23 protein-coding genes are annotated in these 21,286 nt (G+C 67.0%); 7 read left to right on the forward strand and 16 right to left on the reverse strand.

Annotated elements, in window-relative coordinates:
• Window positions 1-40: 40 nt before the first annotated feature.
• The 9 genes from thiL to rpiB form a co-directional block, all read right to left on the reverse strand.
• Window positions 41-1,114, reverse strand: a complete 1,074-nt coding sequence (gene thiL, locus UCD39_RS13990; protein ID WP_330496603.1) for a thiamine-phosphate kinase — start codon at window positions 1,112-1,114, stop codon at window positions 41-43.
• A 71-nt stretch (window positions 1,115-1,185) separates the two neighbouring features.
• Window positions 1,186-1,737, reverse strand: a complete 552-nt coding sequence (gene nusB, locus UCD39_RS13995) for a transcription antitermination factor NusB (protein WP_246130191.1) — start codon at window positions 1,735-1,737, stop codon at window positions 1,186-1,188.
• A 184-nt stretch (window positions 1,738-1,921) separates the two neighbouring features.
• Entirely contained in the window at window positions 1,922-2,386 is a 465-nt protein-coding gene (gene ribH / locus UCD39_RS14000; RefSeq protein ID WP_330496604.1) for a 6,7-dimethyl-8-ribityllumazine synthase, read from the reverse strand.
• 11 nt (window positions 2,387-2,397) lie between these two features.
• Window positions 2,398-3,531, reverse strand: coding sequence for a 3,4-dihydroxy-2-butanone-4-phosphate synthase (gene ribB / locus UCD39_RS14005; RefSeq protein ID WP_330496605.1), 1,134 nt, complete (start codon window positions 3,529-3,531; stop codon window positions 2,398-2,400).
• Window positions 3,531-4,142, reverse strand: coding sequence for a riboflavin synthase (locus UCD39_RS14010; RefSeq protein WP_330496606.1), 612 nt, complete (start codon window positions 4,140-4,142; stop codon window positions 3,531-3,533). Before UCD39_RS14010 ends, ribB begins: the two co-directional genes overlap by 1 nt.
• A gap of 76 nt (window positions 4,143-4,218) precedes the next feature.
• On the reverse strand, window positions 4,219-5,337 hold the full coding sequence (gene ribD / locus UCD39_RS14015; RefSeq protein WP_330496607.1) for a bifunctional diaminohydroxyphosphoribosylaminopyrimidine deaminase/5-amino-6-(5-phosphoribosylamino)uracil reductase RibD: 1,119 nt from the start codon (window positions 5,335-5,337) through the stop codon (window positions 4,219-4,221).
• A gap of 219 nt (window positions 5,338-5,556) precedes the next feature.
• Entirely contained in the window at window positions 5,557-6,018 is a 462-nt protein-coding gene (gene nrdR / locus UCD39_RS14020) for a transcriptional regulator NrdR (RefSeq protein WP_145730306.1), read from the reverse strand.
• A 60-nt stretch (window positions 6,019-6,078) separates the two neighbouring features.
• Window positions 6,079-7,359: a serine hydroxymethyltransferase gene (gene glyA / locus UCD39_RS14025; RefSeq protein ID WP_330496608.1), complete on the reverse strand. Its 1,281-nt coding sequence runs from the start codon at window positions 7,357-7,359 to the stop codon at window positions 6,079-6,081.
• 75 nt (window positions 7,360-7,434) lie between these two features.
• Entirely contained in the window at window positions 7,435-7,869 is a 435-nt protein-coding gene (rpiB, locus tag UCD39_RS14030) for a ribose 5-phosphate isomerase B (protein ID WP_145730310.1), read from the reverse strand.
• A gap of 552 nt (window positions 7,870-8,421) precedes the next feature.
• Here rpiB and UCD39_RS14035 point away from each other — a divergent pair.
• Window positions 8,422-8,865, forward strand: a complete 444-nt coding sequence (locus tag UCD39_RS14035) for a Ros/MucR family transcriptional regulator (RefSeq protein WP_145730312.1) — start codon at window positions 8,422-8,424, stop codon at window positions 8,863-8,865.
• A gap of 96 nt (window positions 8,866-8,961) precedes the next feature.
• Here the strand turns inward: UCD39_RS14035 and UCD39_RS14040 are convergent, their stop codons facing one another.
• From UCD39_RS14040 to UCD39_RS14050, 3 genes are all read right to left on the reverse strand, one after another.
• Window positions 8,962-9,168 carry a DUF6898 family protein gene (locus tag UCD39_RS14040; protein WP_145730314.1) on the reverse strand — a complete coding sequence of 69 codons (207 nt, stop codon included), beginning with the start codon at window positions 9,166-9,168 and terminating at the stop codon, window positions 8,962-8,964.
• Between the two features lie 33 nt (window positions 9,169-9,201).
• On the reverse strand, window positions 9,202-9,675 hold the full coding sequence (locus tag UCD39_RS14045) for a MarR family winged helix-turn-helix transcriptional regulator (RefSeq protein WP_145730316.1): 474 nt from the start codon (window positions 9,673-9,675) through the stop codon (window positions 9,202-9,204).
• A gap of 277 nt (window positions 9,676-9,952) precedes the next feature.
• Complete coding sequence (locus UCD39_RS14050; RefSeq protein WP_330496609.1) at window positions 9,953-11,056, reverse strand: enoyl-CoA hydratase/isomerase family protein; 1,104 nt, start codon at window positions 11,054-11,056, stop codon at window positions 9,953-9,955.
• 310 nt (window positions 11,057-11,366) lie between these two features.
• On the opposite strand from UCD39_RS14050, the gene hemB reads away from it, so the two are divergent.
• The gene (hemB, locus tag UCD39_RS14055; protein ID WP_330496610.1) at window positions 11,367-12,389 is read left to right on the forward strand and encodes a porphobilinogen synthase; all 1,023 of its coding nucleotides are present in this window, start codon (window positions 11,367-11,369) and stop codon (window positions 12,387-12,389) included.
• Window positions 12,390-12,435: 46 nt separating this feature from the next.
• Here the strand turns inward: hemB and UCD39_RS14060 are convergent, their stop codons facing one another.
• From UCD39_RS14060 to UCD39_RS14070, 3 genes are all read right to left on the reverse strand, one after another.
• Window positions 12,436-12,825, reverse strand: coding sequence for a VOC family protein (locus UCD39_RS14060; protein ID WP_145730322.1), 390 nt, complete (start codon window positions 12,823-12,825; stop codon window positions 12,436-12,438).
• A gap of 38 nt (window positions 12,826-12,863) precedes the next feature.
• Window positions 12,864-13,814, reverse strand: coding sequence for a YheT family hydrolase (locus UCD39_RS14065; RefSeq protein ID WP_330496611.1), 951 nt, complete (start codon window positions 13,812-13,814; stop codon window positions 12,864-12,866).
• Between the two features lie 79 nt (window positions 13,815-13,893).
• Complete coding sequence (locus UCD39_RS14070) at window positions 13,894-14,745, reverse strand: alpha/beta fold hydrolase (RefSeq protein WP_330496612.1); 852 nt, start codon at window positions 14,743-14,745, stop codon at window positions 13,894-13,896.
• A 251-nt stretch (window positions 14,746-14,996) separates the two neighbouring features.
• On the opposite strand from UCD39_RS14070, the gene UCD39_RS14075 reads away from it, so the two are divergent.
• The 3 genes from UCD39_RS14075 (at window position 14,997) to UCD39_RS14085 (ending at window position 17,723) form a co-directional block, all read left to right on the forward strand.
• Window positions 14,997-16,139 (forward strand): flagellar motor protein MotB, encoded by a 1,143-nt coding sequence (locus UCD39_RS14075; protein ID WP_330496613.1) that lies wholly within the window; start codon window positions 14,997-14,999, stop codon window positions 16,137-16,139.
• Between the two features lie 162 nt (window positions 16,140-16,301).
• Window positions 16,302-17,036: an arginyltransferase gene (locus tag UCD39_RS14080; RefSeq protein WP_145730330.1), complete on the forward strand. Its 735-nt coding sequence runs from the start codon at window positions 16,302-16,304 to the stop codon at window positions 17,034-17,036.
• 222 nt (window positions 17,037-17,258) lie between these two features.
• On the forward strand, window positions 17,259-17,723 hold the full coding sequence (locus tag UCD39_RS14085) for a hypothetical protein (RefSeq protein WP_330496614.1): 465 nt from the start codon (window positions 17,259-17,261) through the stop codon (window positions 17,721-17,723).
• Here the strand turns inward: UCD39_RS14085 and UCD39_RS14090 are convergent.
• Entirely contained in the window at window positions 17,704-18,462 is a 759-nt protein-coding gene (locus UCD39_RS14090; RefSeq protein WP_330496615.1) for a CPBP family intramembrane glutamic endopeptidase, read from the reverse strand. The genes UCD39_RS14085 and UCD39_RS14090 overlap by 20 nt on opposite strands.
• 210 nt (window positions 18,463-18,672) lie before the next feature.
• On the opposite strand from UCD39_RS14090, the gene UCD39_RS14095 reads away from it, so the two are divergent.
• Both UCD39_RS14095 and UCD39_RS14100 read left to right on the forward strand, forming a co-directional pair.
• Window positions 18,673-20,736 (forward strand): glycoside hydrolase family 9 protein, encoded by a 2,064-nt coding sequence (locus UCD39_RS14095; RefSeq protein WP_330496616.1) that lies wholly within the window; start codon window positions 18,673-18,675, stop codon window positions 20,734-20,736.
• Window positions 20,709-21,194, forward strand: a complete 486-nt coding sequence (locus UCD39_RS14100; RefSeq protein WP_330496617.1) for a hypothetical protein — start codon at window positions 20,709-20,711, stop codon at window positions 21,192-21,194. The genes UCD39_RS14095 and UCD39_RS14100 overlap by 28 nt, the downstream gene beginning before the upstream one ends.
• Window positions 21,195-21,286: the final 92 nt, after the last annotated feature.

The raw sequence follows: 21,286 nt of genomic DNA on the forward strand, positions 1-21,286 counted from the left end.
GCCAATGGCAAGGCAGCCCCACCCCCACCATAGACCAGGATCAGAAGTGCTGCCAGCCGGCGACGCGGGGGGTGATGTCCCGGCCCATGACGTCCACAAGCCGGGCGGGGCCCGTGCCATCCGTCCACCCGCCCCCGGCGGGCAGCGGACGCAGGGTGCCGATCTCGGCGACGGTCATCTTGGCCTTGGCCGCCGCCGCCATGACAGGCGCGCGCGCGGCGGGCGGCGCGGTGAACACCACCTCGTAATCTTCACCGCCCGTGACCAGGTCGGCGATGGTGCAGGCATGGGCGGCCAGCATGCGCCGCGCGGGGGGTGACAGGGGAACACGCTCCGCCTCGATCATGGCCACCAGGCCGCTTTCGCGCACGATATGCCCCAGGTCGGCCAGCAGGCCGTCCGACACGTCGGCCGACGACGTGGCGCCGGCGCGCAGCACCGGGCCCAATCCCAGGCGCGGCCGGGGACGATAGAAGCGATCAAGCAGGAACTGGCGATCCTCCTCCGGCACCGGCCCCTTGCGCTGACGCGCCAAGGCCAAGCCCAGGGTGGCGTCGCCGATGGTGCCGGTGACGAACACCAGGTCGCCCGGCCCCGCCCCCCGGCGGCGCACAGCCGTGCCGGCGTCGATCAGGCCCAGGGCGCTGATGGCCAGGGTGATGGGACCGTCGGTGACGGTGCTGTCCCCGCCCAGCAGGTGGATGCCGAATTCGGCCTGGTCCGCCGCCAAGCCGCTGGCGAATCCGGCCAGCCACGCCTCCGGCAGGGTGCGGGGCAGGCTGGTGACCAGACTGTAGGCCAGGGGCTCCGCCCCCTTGGCCGCCAGGTCGGACAGGTTGGTACGCAACAGCTTGCCCGCCACCAGAACCGGCGCGTCGTCGGGAAAGAAATGGACGCCGGCCACCATGGCATCCGTCGTCACCACCAGTTCCTTGCCAGGCGGCACGGTGACGTAGGCGGCATCGTCACGCAGCCCCTGCGCGCCGGGAAACCCTTGGGCCAGGGGGCGGAAATAGCGGGCAATGCGATCGAACTCGCCCAGCGGCGCGGCCATCTCCGGCGGCACGGCCGGTGCCGCCGTCGGGGTGCCGGGATCAGAACCTGGATCCACCATCCGCGGGATCACCCCTTCAAAAACGCCCGGTTTCAAACGCCCCTCGGTGCGGAGCGGCAGCCGGAACCCGATCAGGCCGGGGCGTTGCCGCCCGCGCGGGCGGCCATCTCATCCGGCCGGACGATGCGGGCGACCCGATCCAGAACGCCATTGATCATGCCGGGTTCCCGGCCGGCGAAGAAGCCGTGGGCCACGTCGATGTAGTCGTTGATGACGATACGGGCGGCCGTGTCGCCGCCGGAGAGCAGCTCCCACGCGCCGGCGCGCAGGATGGCGCGCAGCAGCAGCTCCAGCCGGTCCAGGTGCTGGCGGTCCAGCGCCTGGGCCAGCACCGGGTCGATTTCATGCTGACGCGAGGTGGCGCCGCGCACGATGGCCGCGAACAATTCCCCATCGGCCGAGACGTACCGGTCGCCGTCCAACTCCTGCCCCAGGCGGTAGTTGGCGTATTCGGTGATGATCACCTCGGGCGAGCTTTCGGTCAGCTCGATCTGGTACAGCGCCTGGACGGCGTTCAGGCGGGCGGCGCTGCGCCGCGCCTTGGCCGAACCGGCGCGCTTGGGCACAGGGGGCTTCACTTCCGGCGTGGGCGCGGGGGGGGTGACCTTTTTACGGGGAGCCATGATGTCGGAAACGCTTTTCGCCAGAAAGGAAGGGGAAATGGAAAGTAGGGAAAGATGCGGCAGCCGGGCTCTTCGGCCAACCGAAAAATCATCCGGCATAGCCGGCCTGCCCGCAAAGCGGTCACCAATACGCCACACCCGTCAGGCTGCGACCGCTGCCGCTCACGGCCTGAGGGCGCACGACCTAACGCGTGTTGAGGCGAAACTGGCGCTTCAGCTCGATCATGTCCAGGCAGGCGCGCGCCGCCTCCCCACCCCGGTTTTTCTGTGTCACCGACGCGCGGGCCCACGCCTGTTCCCGATTCTCCACGGTCAGCACGCCATAGCCCAAGGCCAGGGTGTGGCGCAGCACCAGATCGTTCAGGCCCCGGGCGCATTCGGCCGCCACGGTGTCGTAGTGCGTGGTCTCACCGCGGATGAGGCAGCCCAGCGCCACATAGCCGTCGAAGCGGCGGCGGCCGGAATAGAAGTCCATGGACTTCACCGCGTACTGCAGCGCCGCCGGTAGTTCGAAGGCGCCGGGCACCTGGAAGTGCTCGTAGGTCGCCCCCGCCTTGGTGATCTCGGCCACGGCCCCACGCACCAGCTCCTCGCCGATGTCCTCATGGAACCGGGCCTCGACGACCATCAGGTGGGGGGCTTCGGCCAAAGACCGGCTCCTCAGAGGGCGGGGGGACGCGGCGGAATGGCGCGCTGGCTGAGGATGGTCAAGCCATACCCATCCACGCCCACCAGGGTCTTGGGATTGTTGGTCAGCAGGTGCAGTTCCTTGACCCCCAGGTCCAGCAGGATCTGCGCGCCCACGCCATAGTCGCGCAGCTGGCCGCCATCGGGCGTGCCGGCGCCATCCAGCGCCCGCAGCCGATCCACCAGCGAGAAGGGCTGCGCGTCGCGGATGACGACGATGACGCCCCGCCCCTCGCGCGCCACGGTGCTCATGGCGATGTCCAGGTCACCGGCCCCCTGGCGCCGCACGTCGCCCAGCAGGTCGTGCACCACCTCCAGCGCGTGCATGCGGGCCAGCACCGGCCGGCCGTCGTTCACGTCACCCATGACCAGGGCCAGATGCTCCGCCCCGGTGATCCGGTTCTTGTAGACATGGATGGTGAAGTGGCCGCCATGGCGGCTCTCGATGGCGGTGGTGTAGACACGCTCCACCAGCGTCTCGGTGCGGCGGCGATAGGCGATCAGGTCGGCGATGGTGCCGATCTTCAGGCCATGCTCGGCGGCGAAGGGCAGCAGGTCCGGCAGGCGGGCCATGGTGCCATCGTCCTTCATGATCTCGCAGATCACGCCGGCCGGCAGCTTGCCCGCCAGGCGGGCGATGTCCACCGCCGCCTCGGTATGGCCGGCGCGAACCAGCACGCCACCGTCACGGGCCACCAGCGGGAAGATATGGCCGGGAGAGGCGATATCCTGGGGGCCGCTGTTGGGATCGATGGCGACGGCGATGGTGCGGGCGCGGTCGGGGGCGGAAATGCCGGTGGTGACCCCTTCCCGCGCCTCGATCGACACGGTGAACGCGGTCTGATGGCGGGAGGCGTTGTCCCGCGACATCAGCGGCAGGTTGAGGCGGTTGATCTGGGCCTGGTCCATGGACAGGCAGATCAGGCCACGGCCATGCCGGGCCATGAAGTTCACCGCCGCCGCGTCGCAGCACTCCGCAGGGATGACCAGATCACCCTCGTTCTCGCGGTCCTCGTCATCCACCAGGATGAACATGCGGCCGGCGCGGGCCTCCTCGATCAATTCCTCGGGGCTGGACAGGGCCACGGAAACCGGCGTGTTGCTCATTATTTCGTTTCCACCAGACGGGCGACGTAACGCGCCAGCATGTCGACTTCCAGGTTCACCACGCCACCAGCCTTCAGATACTGGAAGGTCGTCTTTTCCTGGGTATGGGGGATGATGTTGATACCGAAGCGCGTGCCCTCGACCGAGTTCACGGTCAGCGACACGCCATCCAGGGCGACGGAGCCCTTGGCGGCGATGAAGCGCGCCAGATGCGGCGGCGCGTCGAACCACCAGCGCTGGCTGTCCCCGTCCTGCTGAACGTCGGCGATGTCGATGACACCGTCGACATGGCCATAGACCAGATGGCCGCCCAGTTCATCACCCAGGCGCAGGGACCGCTCCAGGTTCACGGGCGTGCCGGCCTGCCAGCTGCCGGTGGTGGTCTTGGAATGGGTCTCAGCGGAGACGTCCACCTTGAACCAGCCCCGGCCGCCGCCCTGGTCGCCCCCTTGGCCCGTCTCCACCACCGTCAGGCAGACGCCGTTGCAGGCGATGGAGGCACCAATGGCGATCGTCTCCAGGTCGAACCCGGTGGCGATGGTGAAACGGGTATCGCCACGCCGTTCTACAGCGGTGACCTGCCCGACATCCGTGATGAGTCCAGTAAACATGGCGACAAACTAGGCCCGGCCGCCGCGGCTGGCGAGTGGAAAATGCGGACGTTTCCCGCGCGTGACCGCAGGCCGGTCACCCGATGCGGCGATAGCTCTCCGCCTTGTCATCGCCGGCGGCGCGCACATCCACGCAGGTGAAGCGCGGGGCACCATCCAGCCGTTCCAGGCCGAAGCCCTGCGCCGCCGCCAGGCCGTCGCCACCGATGACCTTGGCCGCGCGATACCATTCCAGCCGGTCGACCAGATCCTCCTTGAACAGGGAGGCCGCAAGCTGCGCGCCCCCCTCCACCAGCACCCGGGTCAGGCCGCGCCCGCCCAGCGCCGCCAGCACGGCGCGCAAGGGCATGACGCCGCCGGCATCCGGTTCGATCTCGATGACCTCAACGCCACAGTCCTGATAAGCGCGGCGGCGGTGGGCGTCGCCCCCGGCCAGGGTAGCCACCCAGACCGGCACGCGCCGGGCGTCGCGCACCAGCCGGCTGGTCAGCGGCAGGCGCAGCCGGCTGTCGACCACGATGCGGACGGGGGAGCGGTCCTCCAGCCCCGGCAAGCGGCAGGTCAGTTCGGGATCGTCGGCCAAGGCGGTGCCGATGCCCACCATGATGGCGTCATGGGTGGCGCGCAGTCCATGGCCCCAGGAGCGCGCGACAGGGCCGGTGATCCATTGGCTTTCATGCGCCTTGGTGGCGATGCGCCCGTCCAGCGTGGTGGCCAGCTTCAGCGTCACCATGGGGCGCCCCTCGGTCACGCGCCGCAAGAACCCTTCCGTCACCAGACCGGCCTCCTCCTCCAGCAAGCCCAGGTCCACGGTGATTCCCGCTGCGCGCAGGCGGGCGATTCCCCGGCCGGAGACGCGGGGGTCGGGGTCGCCGATGGCGACGACCACCCGGGCCACACCGGCGGCCACCAGGGCGTCGGCGCAGGGCGGCGTCTTGCCGACATGGCTGCAGGGTTCCAGGGTGACGTAGGCCGTGGCGCCCTCGGCGGCGCCGGCGGCCTGGGCCAGGGCCACCGTCTCGGCGTGCGGCCGGCCACCGGGCTGGGTCCAGCCCCGGCCGACGACATAGCCATCGCGGACGATGACGCAGCCCACGGCGGGGTTGGGCCAACAGCGCCCCAGTCCACGCGATGCCAAGGACAGGGCGGCGCGCATGTGCGCGACATCGTCGGCGGTGAAATGGGCATGGGTCATGCGGCCTCTCCTCAAATGCTCAGGATGGGCCGTCAGGCGGGGCCCGTTCAAGCCCCGCCTGATGTCTGTTACATCCGCCCTCAGGCGCCGGGCGCCGCCATCCGGCGGCTTGGCTGATCCTCGATTTCCGGTCCGCTGGTGCTTCCCGAAAATCTACGGCGGACGCGGTCGCGTCCTACGGTGTACGGTGGCACGAGACGATGCTCGTGCCAGCCGCCGTCAGGCCTCAGGATCGGTCTTAAGATGGCCGACGAACTCGTTGAAATCGGCCACTTCGCGGAAGTCCTTATAGACCGAGGCATAGCGGATGTAGGCGATCTGGTCCAACTGGGCCAGCGTGTCCATCACCATGCTGCCGATCTGCTTCGACGGGATTTCCGTCTCGCCGGACGACTCAAGCTGACGAACGATGGAATTGACCACCCGGTCGATGCGGTCGGCGTCCACCGGACGCTTGCGCAAAGCGACCCGCATCGACCGCAAGACCTTCTCGCGGTCGAAGGGTTCACGCTGCCCGGTCGCCTTCACCACGGTCAGCTCGCGCAGCTGCACGCGCTCGAACGTCGTGAACCGCGCGCCGCAGGAGGGGCAGAAGCGGCGGCGGCGGATGGCGGAGTTATCCTCGGTAGGCCGGGAATCCTTCACCTGGGTATCGTCGTTACCACAAAACGGGCAGCGCATTACTCCTGTTCCCCCTCCTTATGAGGCCGTTCAACCAGCCTTGTTTCGGTCAATCGGGTGTCAGTAAATCGGAAAGCGCCGGCAAAGCGCCTGAACCTTTTCCCGCACCCGCGTCTCGGCGGCGGAGTTGTCGCCGTTGGACTGGGCCAGCGCGTCCAGCACCTCGATGATCATCTCGCCGACCTGGCGGAACTCCTCGGTGCCGAAGCCGCGCGTGGTCGCGGCGGGGGTGCCCAGGCGGACACCGGAGGTCACCATCGGCTTTTCCGGGTCGAAGGGCACGCCGTTCTTGTTGCAGGTCATGCCGGCATGTTCCAGGCTGACCTCGGCGTCGCGGCCGGTCAGCTTCTTGGGACGCAGGTCGACCAGGACGATGTGGCTGTCGGTGCCGCCGGACACGATGTCCAGGCCACCCTTGATCAGCACGTCGGCCAGCACCTGGGCGTTGGCCTTCACCTGGGCGGCGTATTCCTTGAACTCCGGCTTCAGCGCCTCACCGAAGGCCACGGCCTTGGCGGCGATGACGTGCATCAGCGGGCCGCCCTGCAGGCCCGGGAACACGGCCGAATTGATCTTCTTGCCCAGGTCCAGGTCGTTGGACAGGATCATGCCGCCACGCGGACCGCGCAGGGTCTTGTGCGTGGTGGTGGTGACGATGTGGGCGTGCGGCAGCGGGCTGGGATAGACACCGGCGGCGACCAGACCCGCATAGTGGGCCATGTCCACCATCAGATAGGCGCCGATCTCATCCGCGATGGCGCGGAAGCGGGCGAAGTCGATCTCACGCGGGTAGGCGGAGGCGCCGGCGATGATCAGCTTGGGCTTGTGCTCGCGGGCCTTGGCCTCCATCGCGTCGTAGTCGATGCGGTGGTCATCGGGACGTACGCCATAGCTGACGACGTTGAACCACTTGCCTGACTGGTTGGCGGCGGAGCCGTGGGTCAGATGGCCGCCATGGGTCAGGTCCATACCCATGAAGGTGTCGCCCGGCTTCAGCAGGGCCAGGAACACCGCCTGGTTGGCCTGGGCGCCGGAATGCGGCTGGACGTTGGCATAGGCGCAGCCGAACAGGGCCTTGGCGCGGTCGATGGCCAGTTGTTCGGCCACGTCGACATACTCGCAACCGCCGTAGTAACGCTTGGACGGATAGCCTTCGGCGTACTTGTTGGTCAGGACGGAGCCCTGGGCCTCCAGCACGGCGCGGGAGACGATGTTCTCCGACGCGATCAGCTCGATCTGGTCCTGCTGGCGATGCAGCTCCTCACCGAGGACGCGGGCGAGATCGGGATCGGCCGCCGCGAGCGTATCGCTGAAAAAGCCGGCGCTTTGAGTAAAAGCCATTGTGACAACCCTCTATGATGCGGGATCCGCGTCGTCTGGACCCGCGCCGGGGCGCCGGTCCCGGAAAAAGCGCCTTCAGCCCAGCATGGCAACGCGCCGGGCGTGACGTCCCCCTTCATACGGCGTGGACAGGAAAGCCAAGGTGCAATCGCGCGCCACTTCCGCCCCGACGATGCGGGCGCCCAGCACCAGGACATTGGCGTCGTTGTGCTGGCGGCACAGGCGGGCGGTGGTGATGTCGTGGCACAGCGCCGCCCGCACGTGGCGGTGCCTGTTGGCGGCGATGCTGATGCCGATGCCGGTGCCGCAGATCAGCACACCGGCCTCGGCCCGGCCATCGGCCAGGGCGGCGGCGACGGCATCGGCGAAATTGGGATAGTCGACGCTGGCGGGACCGTTGGTGCCCAGGTCCAGGACGGCCACACCCTGCTCTTCCAGCAGCGTTTTCAGCGCGGCCTTCAACTCGGTGCCGGCATGATCGGAAGCGATGGCGAACGTCTTGGCGGTCATGGGGCCCAACCCGTTTTTTGCGAACACGCGACCAGGGGCGCGCCCGCACGGCCCGCCCCTTCGGCGCCATCCCCCCGGACTCGATGGCCCGCGACAGGCGGCGCCACAAGAAGTGGGGGCTAAAAATCGTGTGGACACTACCAGATGCGCCCTGCCGGCACCAGTTCCGGGATCCGCTGGCGGCGCAGCCAGGATATGCCCGCCACGCCGACCTGCAACCACGCCGCGACCACAGGTGAGCCTTGAATGACCGGCTGCCGAGCTTCGCTGTTGGCAACGTGCAGTAGAGCCACCTTGGCCCGCAATAGCCCGCCAATGCAGCAACTCAACCGTGAAGCCCACAATCCGTCTAAAATTGTCGACATGTGACGCACGTCACAATCAAGGGCATGGGCGCCAACTATCCCCTTCCAAGACAACACGACCCAACACTTGGCGAAGGCTAGAAAGACCAGCCCCACATCGACAGGATAACTCGAATTAACATTGACATGACATTATGACTGTGCGAGGGGTACACGCACTTCGTTCCAATGTGTCAAGGCAGTTGAAATGATTGAACAACAGGACGGCGATCTGCGCGCGTCTCAACTTCTCCGGATGACGTCGGAAATCGTTTCTGCCTATGTTGGCAAAAATGCCCTTCCGGCTCAGCAGATCCCCGAGATCATCAGCACGGTCTATAGCTCGCTCGCCGGCCTCGACACGCCGCAAGTCGAAGCCCAGCCCGAGCCGCAGCGTCCCGCCGTGCCCGTGCGCAAGTCGGTCACCCCGGAATACATCGTTTGCTTGGAAGATGGTAAGAAGCTGAAGATGCTGAAGCGGCATCTGCGCTCCACCTACAACATGACCCCCGACGAATACCGCGCCAAGTGGGGTCTGCCGGCCGACTATCCGATGGTGGCCCCGAACTATGCCGCCCAGCGGTCGGAGTTCGCGAAGAAGATCGGTCTGGGCAAGGCCCCGTCCGACCAGCCCCGCCGTCGCGCCTCCTAAGGTCCCGGTTCCGCGGCCCAGCCATCTTTGGCTGGGTCCGATGGATCAATATAAAAGCCGCCGTGCCCAAAGGGTCGGCGGCTTTTATATTGGGAATCAGGCGAGGATGCCGCGCGGTTTGCTGCGTCTTTTGGCCAGGACATACTTCAGCTTGGCGATGGCGACCCGCGCCAGCTGCGCGCGGGGCAAGCTGGCAGGGCCTTGAATCGACACCTCGACGCCCGTCTGGGCGTCGATGGCCGTGGCCTTCACGATCTGGCCGATCCGGTGGTATTCGACATAGACTTCGCCGTCCCCGGCCATCACCCGCCATCCACCTGATGGTAAACGCTGCCTTTAGGCAGCCGAACTGGCCGGATAGTTGGTGTAGTCGAGGGCGGAAGTCCAGAAGCGCTCAAGCTTGCGCATCAGGTCATTGGCCTTGGTCAATTCATCGGCGGAGAGCCCGGCCTCCCCCAAAGCGCCGACCTGGCGTTCGAACAGGGTGTTGATCTTGTCCCGCAAGGCGATGCCCTTGCCGGAAAGACGCACGCGCACGGAACGGCGGTCATGGGCCGAACGCTCCTGCGTCAGATACCCATTCTCATGCATCTTCTTGACGTTATAAGAGACATTCGACCCGAGGTAGTAGCCCCGGGCGGTCAGCTCACCCACCGTCAGCTCATCTTCGCCGATATTATACAGGATCAGGCTCTGGACATTGTTGATGTCCTGCACGCCCTGCCGGTCCAGCTCGACCTTGAGCACTTCCAGAAAGTGCCGATGCAGCCTTTCGATCAACAGGATGCTGTCGTAATAAGGTTGCTTCAAAGCCCTCTCCTTCACACGGAACCGGCGACATAAAGTGTTCGACGGCAAATAAATCAACGGGAATCATTACGGACACGTAGATTCCATTGCACGCGCAAGACTTTAACGCATCGCCTGCGGGCAATCGACCCGATAATGTAAGAAAATCTCAGAATCTGTCACCGCGACCGGGGAAGACCTACCCCGAACGGATAGTTTACTCAACCATTTGTCGAGATATTTCTTATGTATGGATACGTTGAGGTGTCGGCTCCCCCACCTATCGCTTAGGCGTACGTCAATCGGTAAAGGTGAGATCCCCGGACGCGGGCGCCTGGAAGTGGCGTTCCACCTCAGACTCGGAAACATGGTTAAGAGTGGCCGGCCGCCATTTCGGTTGCCGATCCTTGTCCACCAGCTGGGCCCGGATGCCCTCGTAAAAATCATGGCCGGCCATCACGGCCTGCGTCATGCGGTATTCCATGACCAGCACGTCCTCAATCTCCATCGCCACGCCCCGGCGCAATTGCGCCAGCGTCACCTTCAGGCTGGTGGGGGACATCTGGGACAAGGTCTTCACCGTCGCCGAGGCCCAGGCGGCATCGAATCCCTGCGTCTCATCGCAAAGGCAGGCCAGGATCTCCTCCACGGTGCCCGCGTTGAAGCTGCGGTCGATGGATGGCGTGTGCGCCGCCAGCGGCGCCTCGCCGGGAAAGACGGCATGGCGGGCGAGGATCGCGTCCACCGTGGCCCCGGGATGGTCGCCATAGCTGGCGGCGGCCAGTTCCTCCACCAACGCCTCCACCTGGGCGGAGGGCACATGGTGCGTGGCGATGCCGGTATAGGCGGCATCGGCGGCGCCCAGCCGGGCGCCTGTCAAGGCCAGGTAGGTGCCCAACTCGCCAGGCAGGCGGGACAGGAAGTAGCCGCCCCCCACGTCGGGGAACAGACCGATTCCCGTCTCCGGCATGGCCAGCAGCGTCTTCTCCGTCGTGACCCGGTGGCTGCCATGCACCGACAGCCCCACGCCACCGCCCATGGTGATGCCGTCCAGCACGGCGACGTAGGGCTTGGGATAGCGCTTGATGCGCCGGTTCAGCCGGTATTCCTCGCCGAAGAAGTCGCGGGCGACGGCGCCGTCCCCCTCCCCGCGCTGTAGGGCCTTGCCGCTGTCCCAGACCGCGCGGACGTCGCCGCCGGCGCAAAAGGCGCGATCGCCCGCCCCCTGGATGACCACCGCCTTGACGGCCGGGTCCTTGGCCCAGGCGGCCAGCTGCGGATCGATGACGCGGATCATGTCCAGGGTCAGGGCGTTCAGCGCCTTGGGCCGGTTCAGCAGCACATGGCCGATGGCGCCCCGCACCGTGCAGATGACATGAGGCTGGTCCACGGTCTCGTTCATTCCCTCGTCCCCTGACGTTTTTATAAGGCAGGCGTTCATATGCCCGCGTGGGATCACCCCTGCGGGCGTCGGCTGATTGGCGGCGATCATAGGGAGGTGCGCCGGCCAACGCCAGTCCGACGGGCGCATCTTTCCTGGCAGGGCAGTGCCTACCGGCAGGGCAGCCTTTCCTAGCAGGTCAGCGTTGACCGGGGCGGGCGCGCCGCACCGTTCCCGGCCTTGAGAGCTGGAAGGCCGGGGCGTAGCATTCCCGGCACCGGATCCATATTCCACGTCATTCCCAAACGTCCCAAGGACTTGGAGCCCTTCCATGGTTGATCATGCCTCTCTGCCTCGCCGTTTCGGCGGCGATCCTCGCCAGCGGCCGCGCCGCAATCGCGTTGACGCCTGGACGCGCCGGCTGGTGGCGGAAACCCGGTTGTCGGTCGACGACCTGATCTGGCCGGTCTTCGTGGTCGAGGGTGAGAATTGCCGTGAGCCCGTGACCTCCATGCCCGGGGTGGAGCGGCTCAGCATCGACCTGTTGTTGCCGGCGGTGGCCGAGGCGCGCGACCTGGGCATCCCCTGCGTGGCGCTGTTTCCCTGCCTGCCGGCGGACCAGAAGGACCCCATGGGCAGCGAGGCGACCAACCCCGACAACCTGATGTGCCGCGCCTTGCGCGCCATCAAGCGCGAAGTGCCGGATATCGGCACCCTGGGCGACGTGGCGCTGGACCCCTACACCAGCCATGGCCATGACGGCATCGTCACCGACGGCCGCATCCTGAACGACGAGACCGTGGCCGTGCTGGTGCAGCAGTCGCTGGTGCAGGCGGCGGCGGGCTGCGACATCATCGCCCCGTCCGACATGATGGACGGCCGCGTCGGCGCCATCCGCGACGCCCTGGACGAGAGCGGACACGAGTTGACCCGCATCTGCGCCTATGCCGCCAAGTACGCCTCCGCCTTCTATGGCCCCTTCCGCGACGCGGTGAAGACCGGCGGCCTGCTGAAGGGCGACAAGCGCACCTATCAGATGGACTCGGCCAACACCAACGAGGCCCTGCGCGAGGTGCAGTTGGACCTGGAGGAAGGCGCCGACATGGTGATGGTGAAGCCTGGACTGCCCTACCTGGACATCGTGCACCGGGTGAAGGCGGAATTCGGCGTGCCCACCTTCGCCTATCAGGTCAGTGGTGAGTTCGCCATGATGAAGGCCGCCGCCCAGAACGGCTGGATGGATTACGAGAAGTCGCTGCTGGAAACCCTGTTGGCCTTCCGGCGCGCGGGCGCCGACGCCATCCTGACCTATGGCGCCGTCGACGCCGCCCGCCTGCTGCGGGCTGGGCACTGATAGGGGAAGGGCGCGGACCGGAACATCGCCGGTGCGCGCCCTCACCTCACGCGGGATCGTGGCAGACGGCCTCGATGTTATGGCCGTCCGGGTCCAGGATGAAGGCCCCGTAGTAATTGGGATGATAATGCGGGCGCAGGCCGGGCGCGCCGTTGTCCCGCCCACCGGCGGCCAGGGCTGCGGCATGGAAGGCGTCGACCGTCTTGCGGTCTTCCGCGGCGAAGCAGATGTGCAGGGCGCCGCCCTGCAACCGGCGCCCGGTACCGATCCAGAAGTAGGGCTTGCCCTCGCTGCCATAGCCGGCATGGGCGCCGGCGCCGGTCATCTCCTCGGTGATGTTCATCAGCCGGCTGATGCCCAAGGGGGCCAGGGCGTGATCATAAAAGGCGGTGGAGGTCGCGAAATCGGCGACGGAAATGCCAATGTGGTCCAGCACGGGAATGACCCTCCCCAATGTTTATTATGGCGCCCCTATCATGCCAGCGTTTCCAGAAAACGCACCAGGCATCGATCGAGCCATCCACCACCTAAAATAGCGCCATCATTCTCCCGCGCCCCATGGAATCCGACGTGCCCCCCTTTGGTCACGATCAGAGGCAGCAGTGCCGGATGAGCCGCCCAGTCGAAGTCCAGATAGGGCTCCGGCGCGATCCACGGATCGTCCAGCGCATGGATCACCAGGGTCGGTCGGGTGATGGCGGACATGAAGCGCCGGGCGCTGTTGACGCGGTAATACTCCTCCGCGTCCCGCCAGCCGTTGGCCGGCGCCACGTAATCGTTGTCGAACCCATAGATGGTGCGGGCGCGGCGCACGGCCGCCTGGCGGCTGGCCTCCGCACTTCCGGGCTCGGCCGGCGTAGCCAGCGTCTCCGCCTTCATCTGGCGCAACAGCCACAGGTGGTAGGGACGGTTGCGCGGTTTCAGGAACCGATGGGAGGTGGCGGACAGGTCGATGGGGGCGGACACCGCCACGGCGGCGCGCACCACGGGCGGGAGCGCTTCCCCCTCCCCCATCAGCTTCAGTACCATGTTCCCGGCCAGGGAATAGCCCACCACCACGACACCCGCCGCCGTCACGTCCGGCAGGTCCCGCGCCAGATGGGCAAGGACGGCGCGAACATCGGCGGTGCGGCCGGCATGATAGCGCTGGCGGGTGCGGCCGACGAAGGGACCGGCGCCACGCAGGTTCAGCCGTAGGACGGCGTGGCCACGGGACAGGACGGCGCCGGCGGCGGCGCGGATGTAGGGGCTGTCCTCCGACCCGGCCAGCCCATGGATCAGCAGCACCAGGGGGCGATCCGTCGCCGGGTCGGGCGGTCGGTGCAGCGTTCCGGCCAAGCGGTCGCCGCTGTCGTCGTCCATGGGGAAGACCAACGCCTGCCCTGCCGGCAAGGGATGCCAGGGGCGGCGCAGGGTGTTGCGCAATGTCTGGAGATCCGGCCCCCACCAGGGCGGGCGGGGCCGGAATGGCGGGTAGCCGGGGAGTAACGGCGGGAGAGGCACCTCAGCGCAGGAAATCGCGCACGGCCGCCCGTTGCGCCGGGTCCATCAGCGCCGGGGCATGGCCGGCGTCCGCCACCTCATACAGCGTGGCCTTGGGCCCGCGCTCGGTCATCGCCTGGGCGATCTCCGCCGTCAGCAGGTCGGATTGCAGGCCGCGAATTGCCAGAACGGGGCAGCGGATCATGCCCCACACCGGCCACAGGTCGACATCGGTGATGGGCTGCGTCTGGAAGGCGCGGGCGATTCCAGTGTCGTAGGCCAGACCCAAGGTGCCGTCAGCCCGCGTCCAGTAGCCATGGTCCGCCAAAAGCCGCCACTGGGCGTCCGTCAAATCGCCGAAGGGGGCGTAGACCAGGCTGAGATAGCGCTGCACCTCCTCCACGGAATGGAAGGTCGGGCTGGTGCCGACATAAGTGGCGATGCGTTCCAGCGCCGCCTTGGGCACCAGGGGCCCGACATCGTTCACCACCAGGCGGGTGACGGGGCTGTCGCCCTGCGCCGCCAGGATCATGCCGATCAGGCCGCCCATGGAGGTGCCGACCCAGTCCAGCGACTCCACGTCCAGGCGGGCGATCAGCGCGGCCATGTCGGCGAGGTACTGCGGGTAACCATAGAGATCCGGGTTGGCCAGCGTGCCGCTCTTGCCCCGGCCGACGACGTCCGGGCAAATCACCCGGGCACCCAGGCTGTCGGCCAGGTCCGCCGCCAGCAGATCGAAGTCACGGCCGTTGCGGGTCAGGCCATGGCAGCAGACGATGGTGCGGGTGGCGCGTCCGGTGTCTGGACACCACTGCGTGTAGGCCAGGCGGTGGAAGCCTAGGGCGGAGAGACCCCGAAGGGTATGTTCGGTCATGGTCGCCATGGTTAAAGCGATACCATGGGGCCCGGTGCCAGGAAAGCCCGCCCTTGGGGAAAGCCCACCCTTGGCCAGCCCCGGCGTCGTGACCATATGGCGGCCGCGACCATTTGTTCCGCATGCGGCGCCCGCCCTGGCGGGGCGGCGGTGCCGGTCATTGTCGGGAGCGGCCATTTAGGATTTGTCGCGCCGGCCCCGGCCCCGGTTAGACTGCGGGTCCATGTGTTTGGGCATAAGGGGATAGCGGCTTGGCCAGCGCGGGGGGCGACGAGAAGGCGCCCATCATCATCAAGAAGGTGAACAAGGGCGGCGACGGGCACCACGGCGGCGCCTGGAAGGTGGCCTATGCCGACTTCGTCACCGCCATGATGGCCTTCTTCCTGCTGCTGTGGCTGTTGAGCGTGACCACGGCGGAGCAGAAGCTGGGCTTGGCCGACTATTTCAGCCCCGCGACCCCCTCCAAGCAGGAGAGCGGCGCCGGCGGCGTGCTAGGCGGCAAGACCATCACGGTCAACGGCGCCGCCATGAACAACAGTTCCCCCACCTCCGTGGCGGTGCCCTTGCCCTCCCGTCCCCAGGCGGCCAACGCCTTCCAGTCGGTCGAGGATGCGACGGACGAGGCCCAGGGCAAGCCCGACGGCAAGGACGACAAGACCAGCGGCACCACCGACAACACTGGCGGGCGCAGCGACGGCAGCAAGTCGGGCGACGGCCGGCTGGACATGGACCAGAACGGCGACGGCAAGGTCGATGAGCAGGAGCTGAAGCAGGCCTTGGCGCAGCACGAGGACCAGCAGTTCAAGGAAATCGAGAAGGAGGTCCGTCAGGCCATCCAGCAGGTGCCGGAACTGAAGGATTTGCAGCAGAACGTCATCATGCAGCGCACGCCGGAAGGGGAGCGGCTGAACCTGGTGGACCAGGACGGTTATTCCATGTTCCCGTCGGGCAGCGCCAAGATGAACGCCCAAACGGCGCAGCTGCTGTCCTTGGTGGCGCAGGCCGTGGCCAAGCTGCCCAACAAGGTGTCCATCACCGGGCACACCGACAACACCCCGTTCGCCAATGGCTCCGGCTCCTATGGCAATTGGGAACTGTCGTCCGACCGCGCCAACGCCACCCGCCGCGCGCTCGCCGCCGCCGGCGTGGCGGAGGACCGCATCGCCTCCGTGGTCGGGCTGTCCGACCGCGACCCGCTGTTCCCCGATGACCCCAAGTCGCCGCGCAACCGGCGCATCAGTATCACCGTGCTGCGCGAGCATCCGCTCAGCGACATCGCCACCAAGTCCGGCGCCGCGAGGACGCCGGACGGTATGCCGACAACCCCAGCCGGCACCCCGGTCCCGCCGCCACCGCCCTCGATCAGCAGCCGTCCCGGCGGCGGCGGGCGGTGAGGTGAAGCAGCGAAAGAGCGTTTACCCCGAAAGGGAATGCCTCTGGCATGGCCCTACATCTCCCGGTAAAGTTTATCGGTAAGCGTCATCAGGTATTGTTGTTCAGTTGGCCTGCAGCTGTTCCTGTTTTCCCGTGGCACCAGTCGTCCAAGAAAGGCGCGGATGTCGGTCATCCCACCCCATTCCCGGCCGTTGCAGCAGTTCTACCGCTCCGGTCCCATGCCCTGCCCCTACCTCCCGGGGCGTATGGAGCGCAAGCTGTTCACCCGCTTGGTGGGACAGCAGGCCAGCGGCGTGAACTCCGCCCTGTCACGCGCCGGCTTCCGCCGCAGCCATGACATCGTCTACCGCCCCGTCTGCGCCGGGTGCGCCGCCTGCGTCCCGGTGCGCATTCCCGTGGCGGGCTTCAGCCCCAACCGCACCATGCGCCGCATCCTCCGCGCCAACGCCGATCTGGTGCCAGGGGTCCAGCCCGCCAGCGCCACGGCGGAACAGTTCCAGGTTTTCGCCAGCTATCAGGCGGCCCGCCACAGCGATAGCGACATGAGCCGCATGGGCATGACCGACTACGCCGCCATGATCGAGGAGGGCCAGGTGGACAGCCGCCTGTACACCCTGCGCGATGCTGGTGGGGCCCTGATGGGCGCCATCCTGACGGACCGGCTGGATGACGGCTTTTCCGCCGTCTACAGCTTCTACAATCCCGACCTGCCGGACCGCAGCCTGGGCACCCGGCTGATCCTGTCACTGGTGGAGCAAGCGCGGCAGGAGGGATTGCCCCACGTCTATCTTGGCTATTGGATCGAGGGCAGCCGCAAGATGGACTATAAGCGCCGCTTCCAGCCGCTGGAGGCTTTGGGCCGTGACGGCTGGGTCCCCTTGGGGCCGGCTACCTGAGTAGTTTCTGCCGCTGGCCGCAAATCCCTTTGTCGGAAACCCGTTGCAAAATGCAAATGCGGCCTTTCATTCGGCAAGGCGCTCCTCATCACGGGCGAGTCGCCGCCGCGAAAACGGCATTAAATTAACGGCATATTTATTGCTGTGTTGCGAAGTGCTTCACAGCGTCCGTCGTGGTGGCGGACGCGTCGTCGTCACTGGAAAAAGGGGTGCGGTCGGTCCATGCGTGCGGTCAGCGGTTTCATCCGCCCTGCCTTCCTGGCTGTGGTTCTGGCGTTGCTGGCGATAAAGCCGGCGATGGCGCTGAACATCGCCGTGAAGGGGGTTGTGGAATCCAACTGCTTCGTTTCCGTGTCGGTGGGTGACGCCACCCTGTCCGCCGATGGCGGTGGCAACGTCATGCTGGGCGACCTGGGGGAGCACTGCAACGAGTCCTCCGGCTACACGGTGGTGCTGTCGTCCAATAACGGCGGCGCCCTGGTCGATGCCAACGGCAACAAGATCCCCTACACCATTTCCTATGACCAGGTGGATGGCCGTCCCTTGAGCGAGCCGCAGGTCATCAACCGCCTGGACCCGCAGACGGAGATGCGGACCGGCAGCATCCTGCTGACGTTGCCCCGCCAGGTCGTCCACCAGGGCGGCTTTTACAGCGATACCCTGACCATCACGGTGCGCGCCCGCTGACCGGGCGACGCCCGGCCAGGATAGGCAGCACCAGCAGGCCGAGGCCGTCCACCGCGGCGTGCACCGCGATGGGGATGAGCAAACTGTCAGCTGCTGCATAAATCAGGGACAGGGCCACGCCTGACAAGGCCGTGGCAGTGACGCCCCGCCAGCCCAGATAGAGATGCGATAGGCCGAACAGCAGGGCGGCCCCGGCGATTCCCAGCCCGGCGTCGCCCGAAGCCAGGGTGATCAGCAAGGGCAACAGCAGGCGGAAGGCCGCCTCCTCCGTGATGCCGGCGTTCATGGCCAGAACGATGGCCCATAGCCGTTCCCCACCGTCACGCGGCAGCAGGTATTCGACATCGCCGAAGATGGAGGGCAATCGCCGATTCTGGCTCCGCCCGTGGCGCCGGTCCCGAGCGGCGCCGGCGATGGCGGTGATGGCGACCATGCCGGCCAACAGCGAGGCCGCCACCCAGGTGGGCCAGGCGAGGCTTCCGGCCTGCGTCGCAATCTTGCCCGGCAGCACGATTTCCGTTGGCGGCGTGACCAGGTCAGGCAGTCGACCGAGCAGCGCCAGGGCAGCCAGCGTGCCTCCACCGAACAGGACCAGGCTGCTGCCCACCCATCGGCGGAAGAAGGCCCTGCGCCCCGCGCCGCTTTCTCTTTGCGCCTTGAACGCCGCGAATGCCCTGACATGCCAAGGCGTCCAGACCGCCAGCAGCGCCAGCGCCATGACCAGCAGGAAACTGACCATTCCCGGCTCTCCCCGACGGCGTGCATCCCTAGGGGCCCCAGGGGCGCTCCGGCCCATCAATCGTCCGGTTCGCCTCTTGTTCCATCCCCGGCGCCCTCCTCGTCCGCCGCCCCCCATCAGGCAGGGTTGCGTCCGGCATCGCTTTGCCGCACAGTATCTCAAAATGGTACCGTTAACATAAAAATGTTAGCGCTAACGGGAGGGACAACCATGCGGGCCATCTGGTTTGCCGCCGCCTTGGCTATTCAGCCTTGGCTCACCCAATCCTGCCTTGCCGCGGCCCCACCGACCGCGTCACCCGGGCTGACCGTCAGCCCCGATGAGACGTTGGAGATGCAGGGCCTCAGCGTCATCGTCGACCAGATGCATTTCCATCCGGTGTTCCGCGATGAGAAGAACGCCGGCATCCAGATCATCCTGCATGGGGAGCGCATCGCCACCGATGGTGCCGTACGCCTGAACCCCACGCCGGAACAGTGGGACCCCGTCCCCGCCTTCGTGAAGCGCGAGCGCGGCCCCGGGCCCGACCAGTTGACGGTGTACAGCAGCTTCCCAGAGCAGGGCTTCAGCTATCGCCTGGCCATCACACCGGAGGGCACGGGCTTTCGCGTGGCGGTGAACCTGGACCAGCCGCTGCCGGCGGCATATGTCGGCAAGGCGGCCTTCAGCCTGGATTTCCTGCCCACCAGCTATTTCGGCAAGACCTACGCGCTGGGAAGCGGCAACGGGGGTGACGCGACGGGCCTGTTTCCGCGCAACCCCAGCGGTCCCATGGCCAAGGATGGCTCGGGCGATCCGCTGCCCCTGGCGGCGGGCGGCTCCACCATCGTGCTGTCGCCGGAAGATCCGGTGACCCGTGTGGCCATCACCTCCGACACGGCGCCGCTGTCGCTCTATGACGCCCGCAACCGCGCGCAGAATGGCTGGTTCGTGGTGCGCGCCCTGATCCCGGCGGGCAAGACCACGGACGCCATCGTCTGGCACGTCCATCCCAACGTCATCAAGAACTGGGTGCGCGATCCCGTCGTCGCCTTCAACCAGGCCGGTTACACGCCCGACCGCGCCAAGGTCGCGACCGTGGAGCTGGACCCGCACATGAAGGCGCCCAAGGATATCCAGCTGGTCCGCCTGGGCGCCGATGGCAGCCGGACCGTGGCGCTGAAGGGCACCCTCAAGCCGTGGGGTCGGTGGCTGCGCTATGACTACGCCACCTTCGACTTCTCCTCGGTGCGCACGCCCGGCATCTACGCCATCTCCTACGCCGGGCATCTGTTCAACCCCTTCCGCATCGCGCCTGACGCCTATGACCGCATCTGGCAACCCTCGCTCGACACCTATCTGGCGGAGCAGATGGACCATATGGCGGTGAAGGAGCAGTACCGCACCTGGCAGGGCCTGTCGCACATGGATGACGCCCGCCAGGCGGCGCCCAACATCACCCATTTCGATGGCTACAAGATGGGTCCGCACCTCGACTCGCCCTTCAAGCCGGGCGAGCATATTCCCGGCCTGAACGTGGGCGGTTGGCAGGACGCCGGCGACTACGACATCCAGACCTCCGACAACGCCTGGGTGGTGCGCGACCTGGTGTGGGGGCGTGAGCTGTTCGGCCTGGAGTGGGACGAGGACACGATCGACGAGGCCGCGCACCAGGTGGAGATCCGCAAGCCGGACGGCGTGCCCGACGTGCTGCAGCAGATCCGCCACGGCACCCTGCAATTGCTGGCCCAGTACAAGGTGTTCGGCCATGCCATTGTCGGCATCATCGACCCCACCTTGAAACAGTACACGCACCTGGGCGACGCCGGTTCGCAGACCGACCGGCTGATCTACGACCCCAAGCTGGGCCCTAACGAGAGCAACGGCGTCTATTCAGGCGTGCCCGACGACCGCTGGGCCTTCACCTCCGACGTGCCGGCGGACGATTACCACCTGGCCGGCGCCCTGGCCGGCGCGTCGCGCGTGCTGGGCGGCATCGACCCCGACCTGGCCGCCCAGGCCCTGGCCGCGGCCAAGGTGCTGTGGGCCAACCAGCAGGACCCGGGCGACCGCATGGACCGGCCGGAACGGGGCGATTGGAACACCGCCGACATCCTCGACATGGCCGCCTTTTCCGCGACGGTGGACCTGGTGATCACGACCAAGGGCGCCGATCCGCTGTACACCACCAAGCTCAAGTCCCTGCTGCCCGCCATCAAGCGCCACTTCGCCTGGCTGGGGGGGCCGCCACGCTGGCCCTGCCCTACATGGACGCCGACTATCGCGCCCAACTGACCCAGGCGGTGATCGAGGCCAAGGCCACCATCGATGCGGAGGCCGCCAAGACACCCTTCGGCGTGCCCGTGGCCATGGGCACCTGGGCCGGCAGCAGCCAAGTGGCCGGGTTCGGCACCACCATGTACCTGCTGCACAAGGCCTTCCCCGGCATCATCGGCACCCAATACACCCTGGACGCCCTGGACTATGTCCTGGGCCGCCATCCCGCGACCAACCTGTCCCTGGTGTCGACGGTGGGCACCGAGTCCAAGATGATCGCCTACACCCACAACCGGGCGGATTACTCCACCGTGCCCGGCGCCATGGTGCCCGGCGTCCTGGTCATCAAGCCGGACTTTCCTGAGCAGAAGGTCGCCTGGCCCTTCCTGTGGTTCGAGAACGAATCCACGGTGGCCACCACCACCGCCTACATCCTGGCGGCCAACGCCGGGATCATGGCGGCCAAGGGACAGTGACGCCTTATCGCCTCGCCCAAAAGGAACAACGCCGGAGTGATCCCCACTCCGGCGTTGTTCCTTTGATTTGACTGGGTGATTTGATTGGGCGG

Origin of the sequence: Nitrospirillum karajorum, assembly GCF_036348415.1 — a bacterium.
In the GTDB taxonomy this organism is placed as follows: Bacteria; Pseudomonadota; Alphaproteobacteria; order Azospirillales; family Azospirillaceae; genus Nitrospirillum; species Nitrospirillum amazonense_B.

Excerpts from the sequence above, each read along its gene's own strand:
- UCD39_RS14050 (WP_330496609.1), bottom strand. The coding sequence starts at position 11,056 with ATGAACGAGACCGTGGACCAGCCTCATGTCATCTGCACGGTGCGGGGC.
- UCD39_RS14080 (WP_145730330.1), top strand. The coding sequence starts at position 16,302 with ATGTCGGTCATCCCACCCCATTCCCGGCCGTTGCAGCAGTTCTACCGC.
- glyA (WP_330496608.1), bottom strand. The coding sequence starts at position 7,359 with ATGGCTTTTACTCAAAGCGCCGGCTTTTTCAGCGATACGCTCGCGGCG.
- rpiB (WP_145730310.1), bottom strand. The coding sequence starts at position 7,869 with ATGACCGCCAAGACGTTCGCCATCGCTTCCGATCATGCCGGCACCGAG.
- UCD39_RS14090 (WP_330496615.1), bottom strand. The coding sequence starts at position 18,462 with ATGGTCAGTTTCCTGCTGGTCATGGCGCTGGCGCTGCTGGCGGTCTGG.
- UCD39_RS14035 (WP_145730312.1), top strand. The coding sequence starts at position 8,422 with ATGATTGAACAACAGGACGGCGATCTGCGCGCGTCTCAACTTCTCCGG.
- UCD39_RS14085 (WP_330496614.1), top strand. The coding sequence starts at position 17,259 with ATGCGTGCGGTCAGCGGTTTCATCCGCCCTGCCTTCCTGGCTGTGGTT.
- UCD39_RS14095 (WP_330496616.1), top strand. The coding sequence starts at position 18,673 with ATGCGGGCCATCTGGTTTGCCGCCGCCTTGGCTATTCAGCCTTGGCTC.
- nrdR (WP_145730306.1), bottom strand. The coding sequence starts at position 6,018 with ATGCGCTGCCCGTTTTGTGGTAACGACGATACCCAGGTGAAGGATTCC.
- ribB (WP_330496605.1), bottom strand. The coding sequence starts at position 3,531 with ATGAGCAACACGCCGGTTTCCGTGGCCCTGTCCAGCCCCGAGGAATTG.
- UCD39_RS14070 (WP_330496612.1), bottom strand. The coding sequence starts at position 14,745 with ATGACCGAACATACCCTTCGGGGTCTCTCCGCCCTAGGCTTCCACCGC.
- UCD39_RS14040 (WP_145730314.1), bottom strand. The coding sequence starts at position 9,168 with ATGGCCGGGGACGGCGAAGTCTATGTCGAATACCACCGGATCGGCCAG.
- nusB (WP_246130191.1), bottom strand. The coding sequence starts at position 1,737 with ATGGCTCCCCGTAAAAAGGTCACCCCCCCCGCGCCCACGCCGGAAGTG.
- hemB (WP_330496610.1), top strand. The coding sequence starts at position 11,367 with ATGGTTGATCATGCCTCTCTGCCTCGCCGTTTCGGCGGCGATCCTCGC.
- thiL (WP_330496603.1), bottom strand. The coding sequence starts at position 1,114 with ATGGTGGATCCAGGTTCTGATCCCGGCACCCCGACGGCGGCACCGGCC.
- UCD39_RS14010 (WP_330496606.1), bottom strand. The coding sequence starts at position 4,142 with ATGTTTACTGGACTCATCACGGATGTCGGGCAGGTCACCGCTGTAGAA.
- ribD (WP_330496607.1), bottom strand. The coding sequence starts at position 5,337 with ATGACCCATGCCCATTTCACCGCCGACGATGTCGCGCACATGCGCGCC.
- UCD39_RS14100 (WP_330496617.1), top strand. The coding sequence starts at position 20,709 with ATGGACGCCGACTATCGCGCCCAACTGACCCAGGCGGTGATCGAGGCC.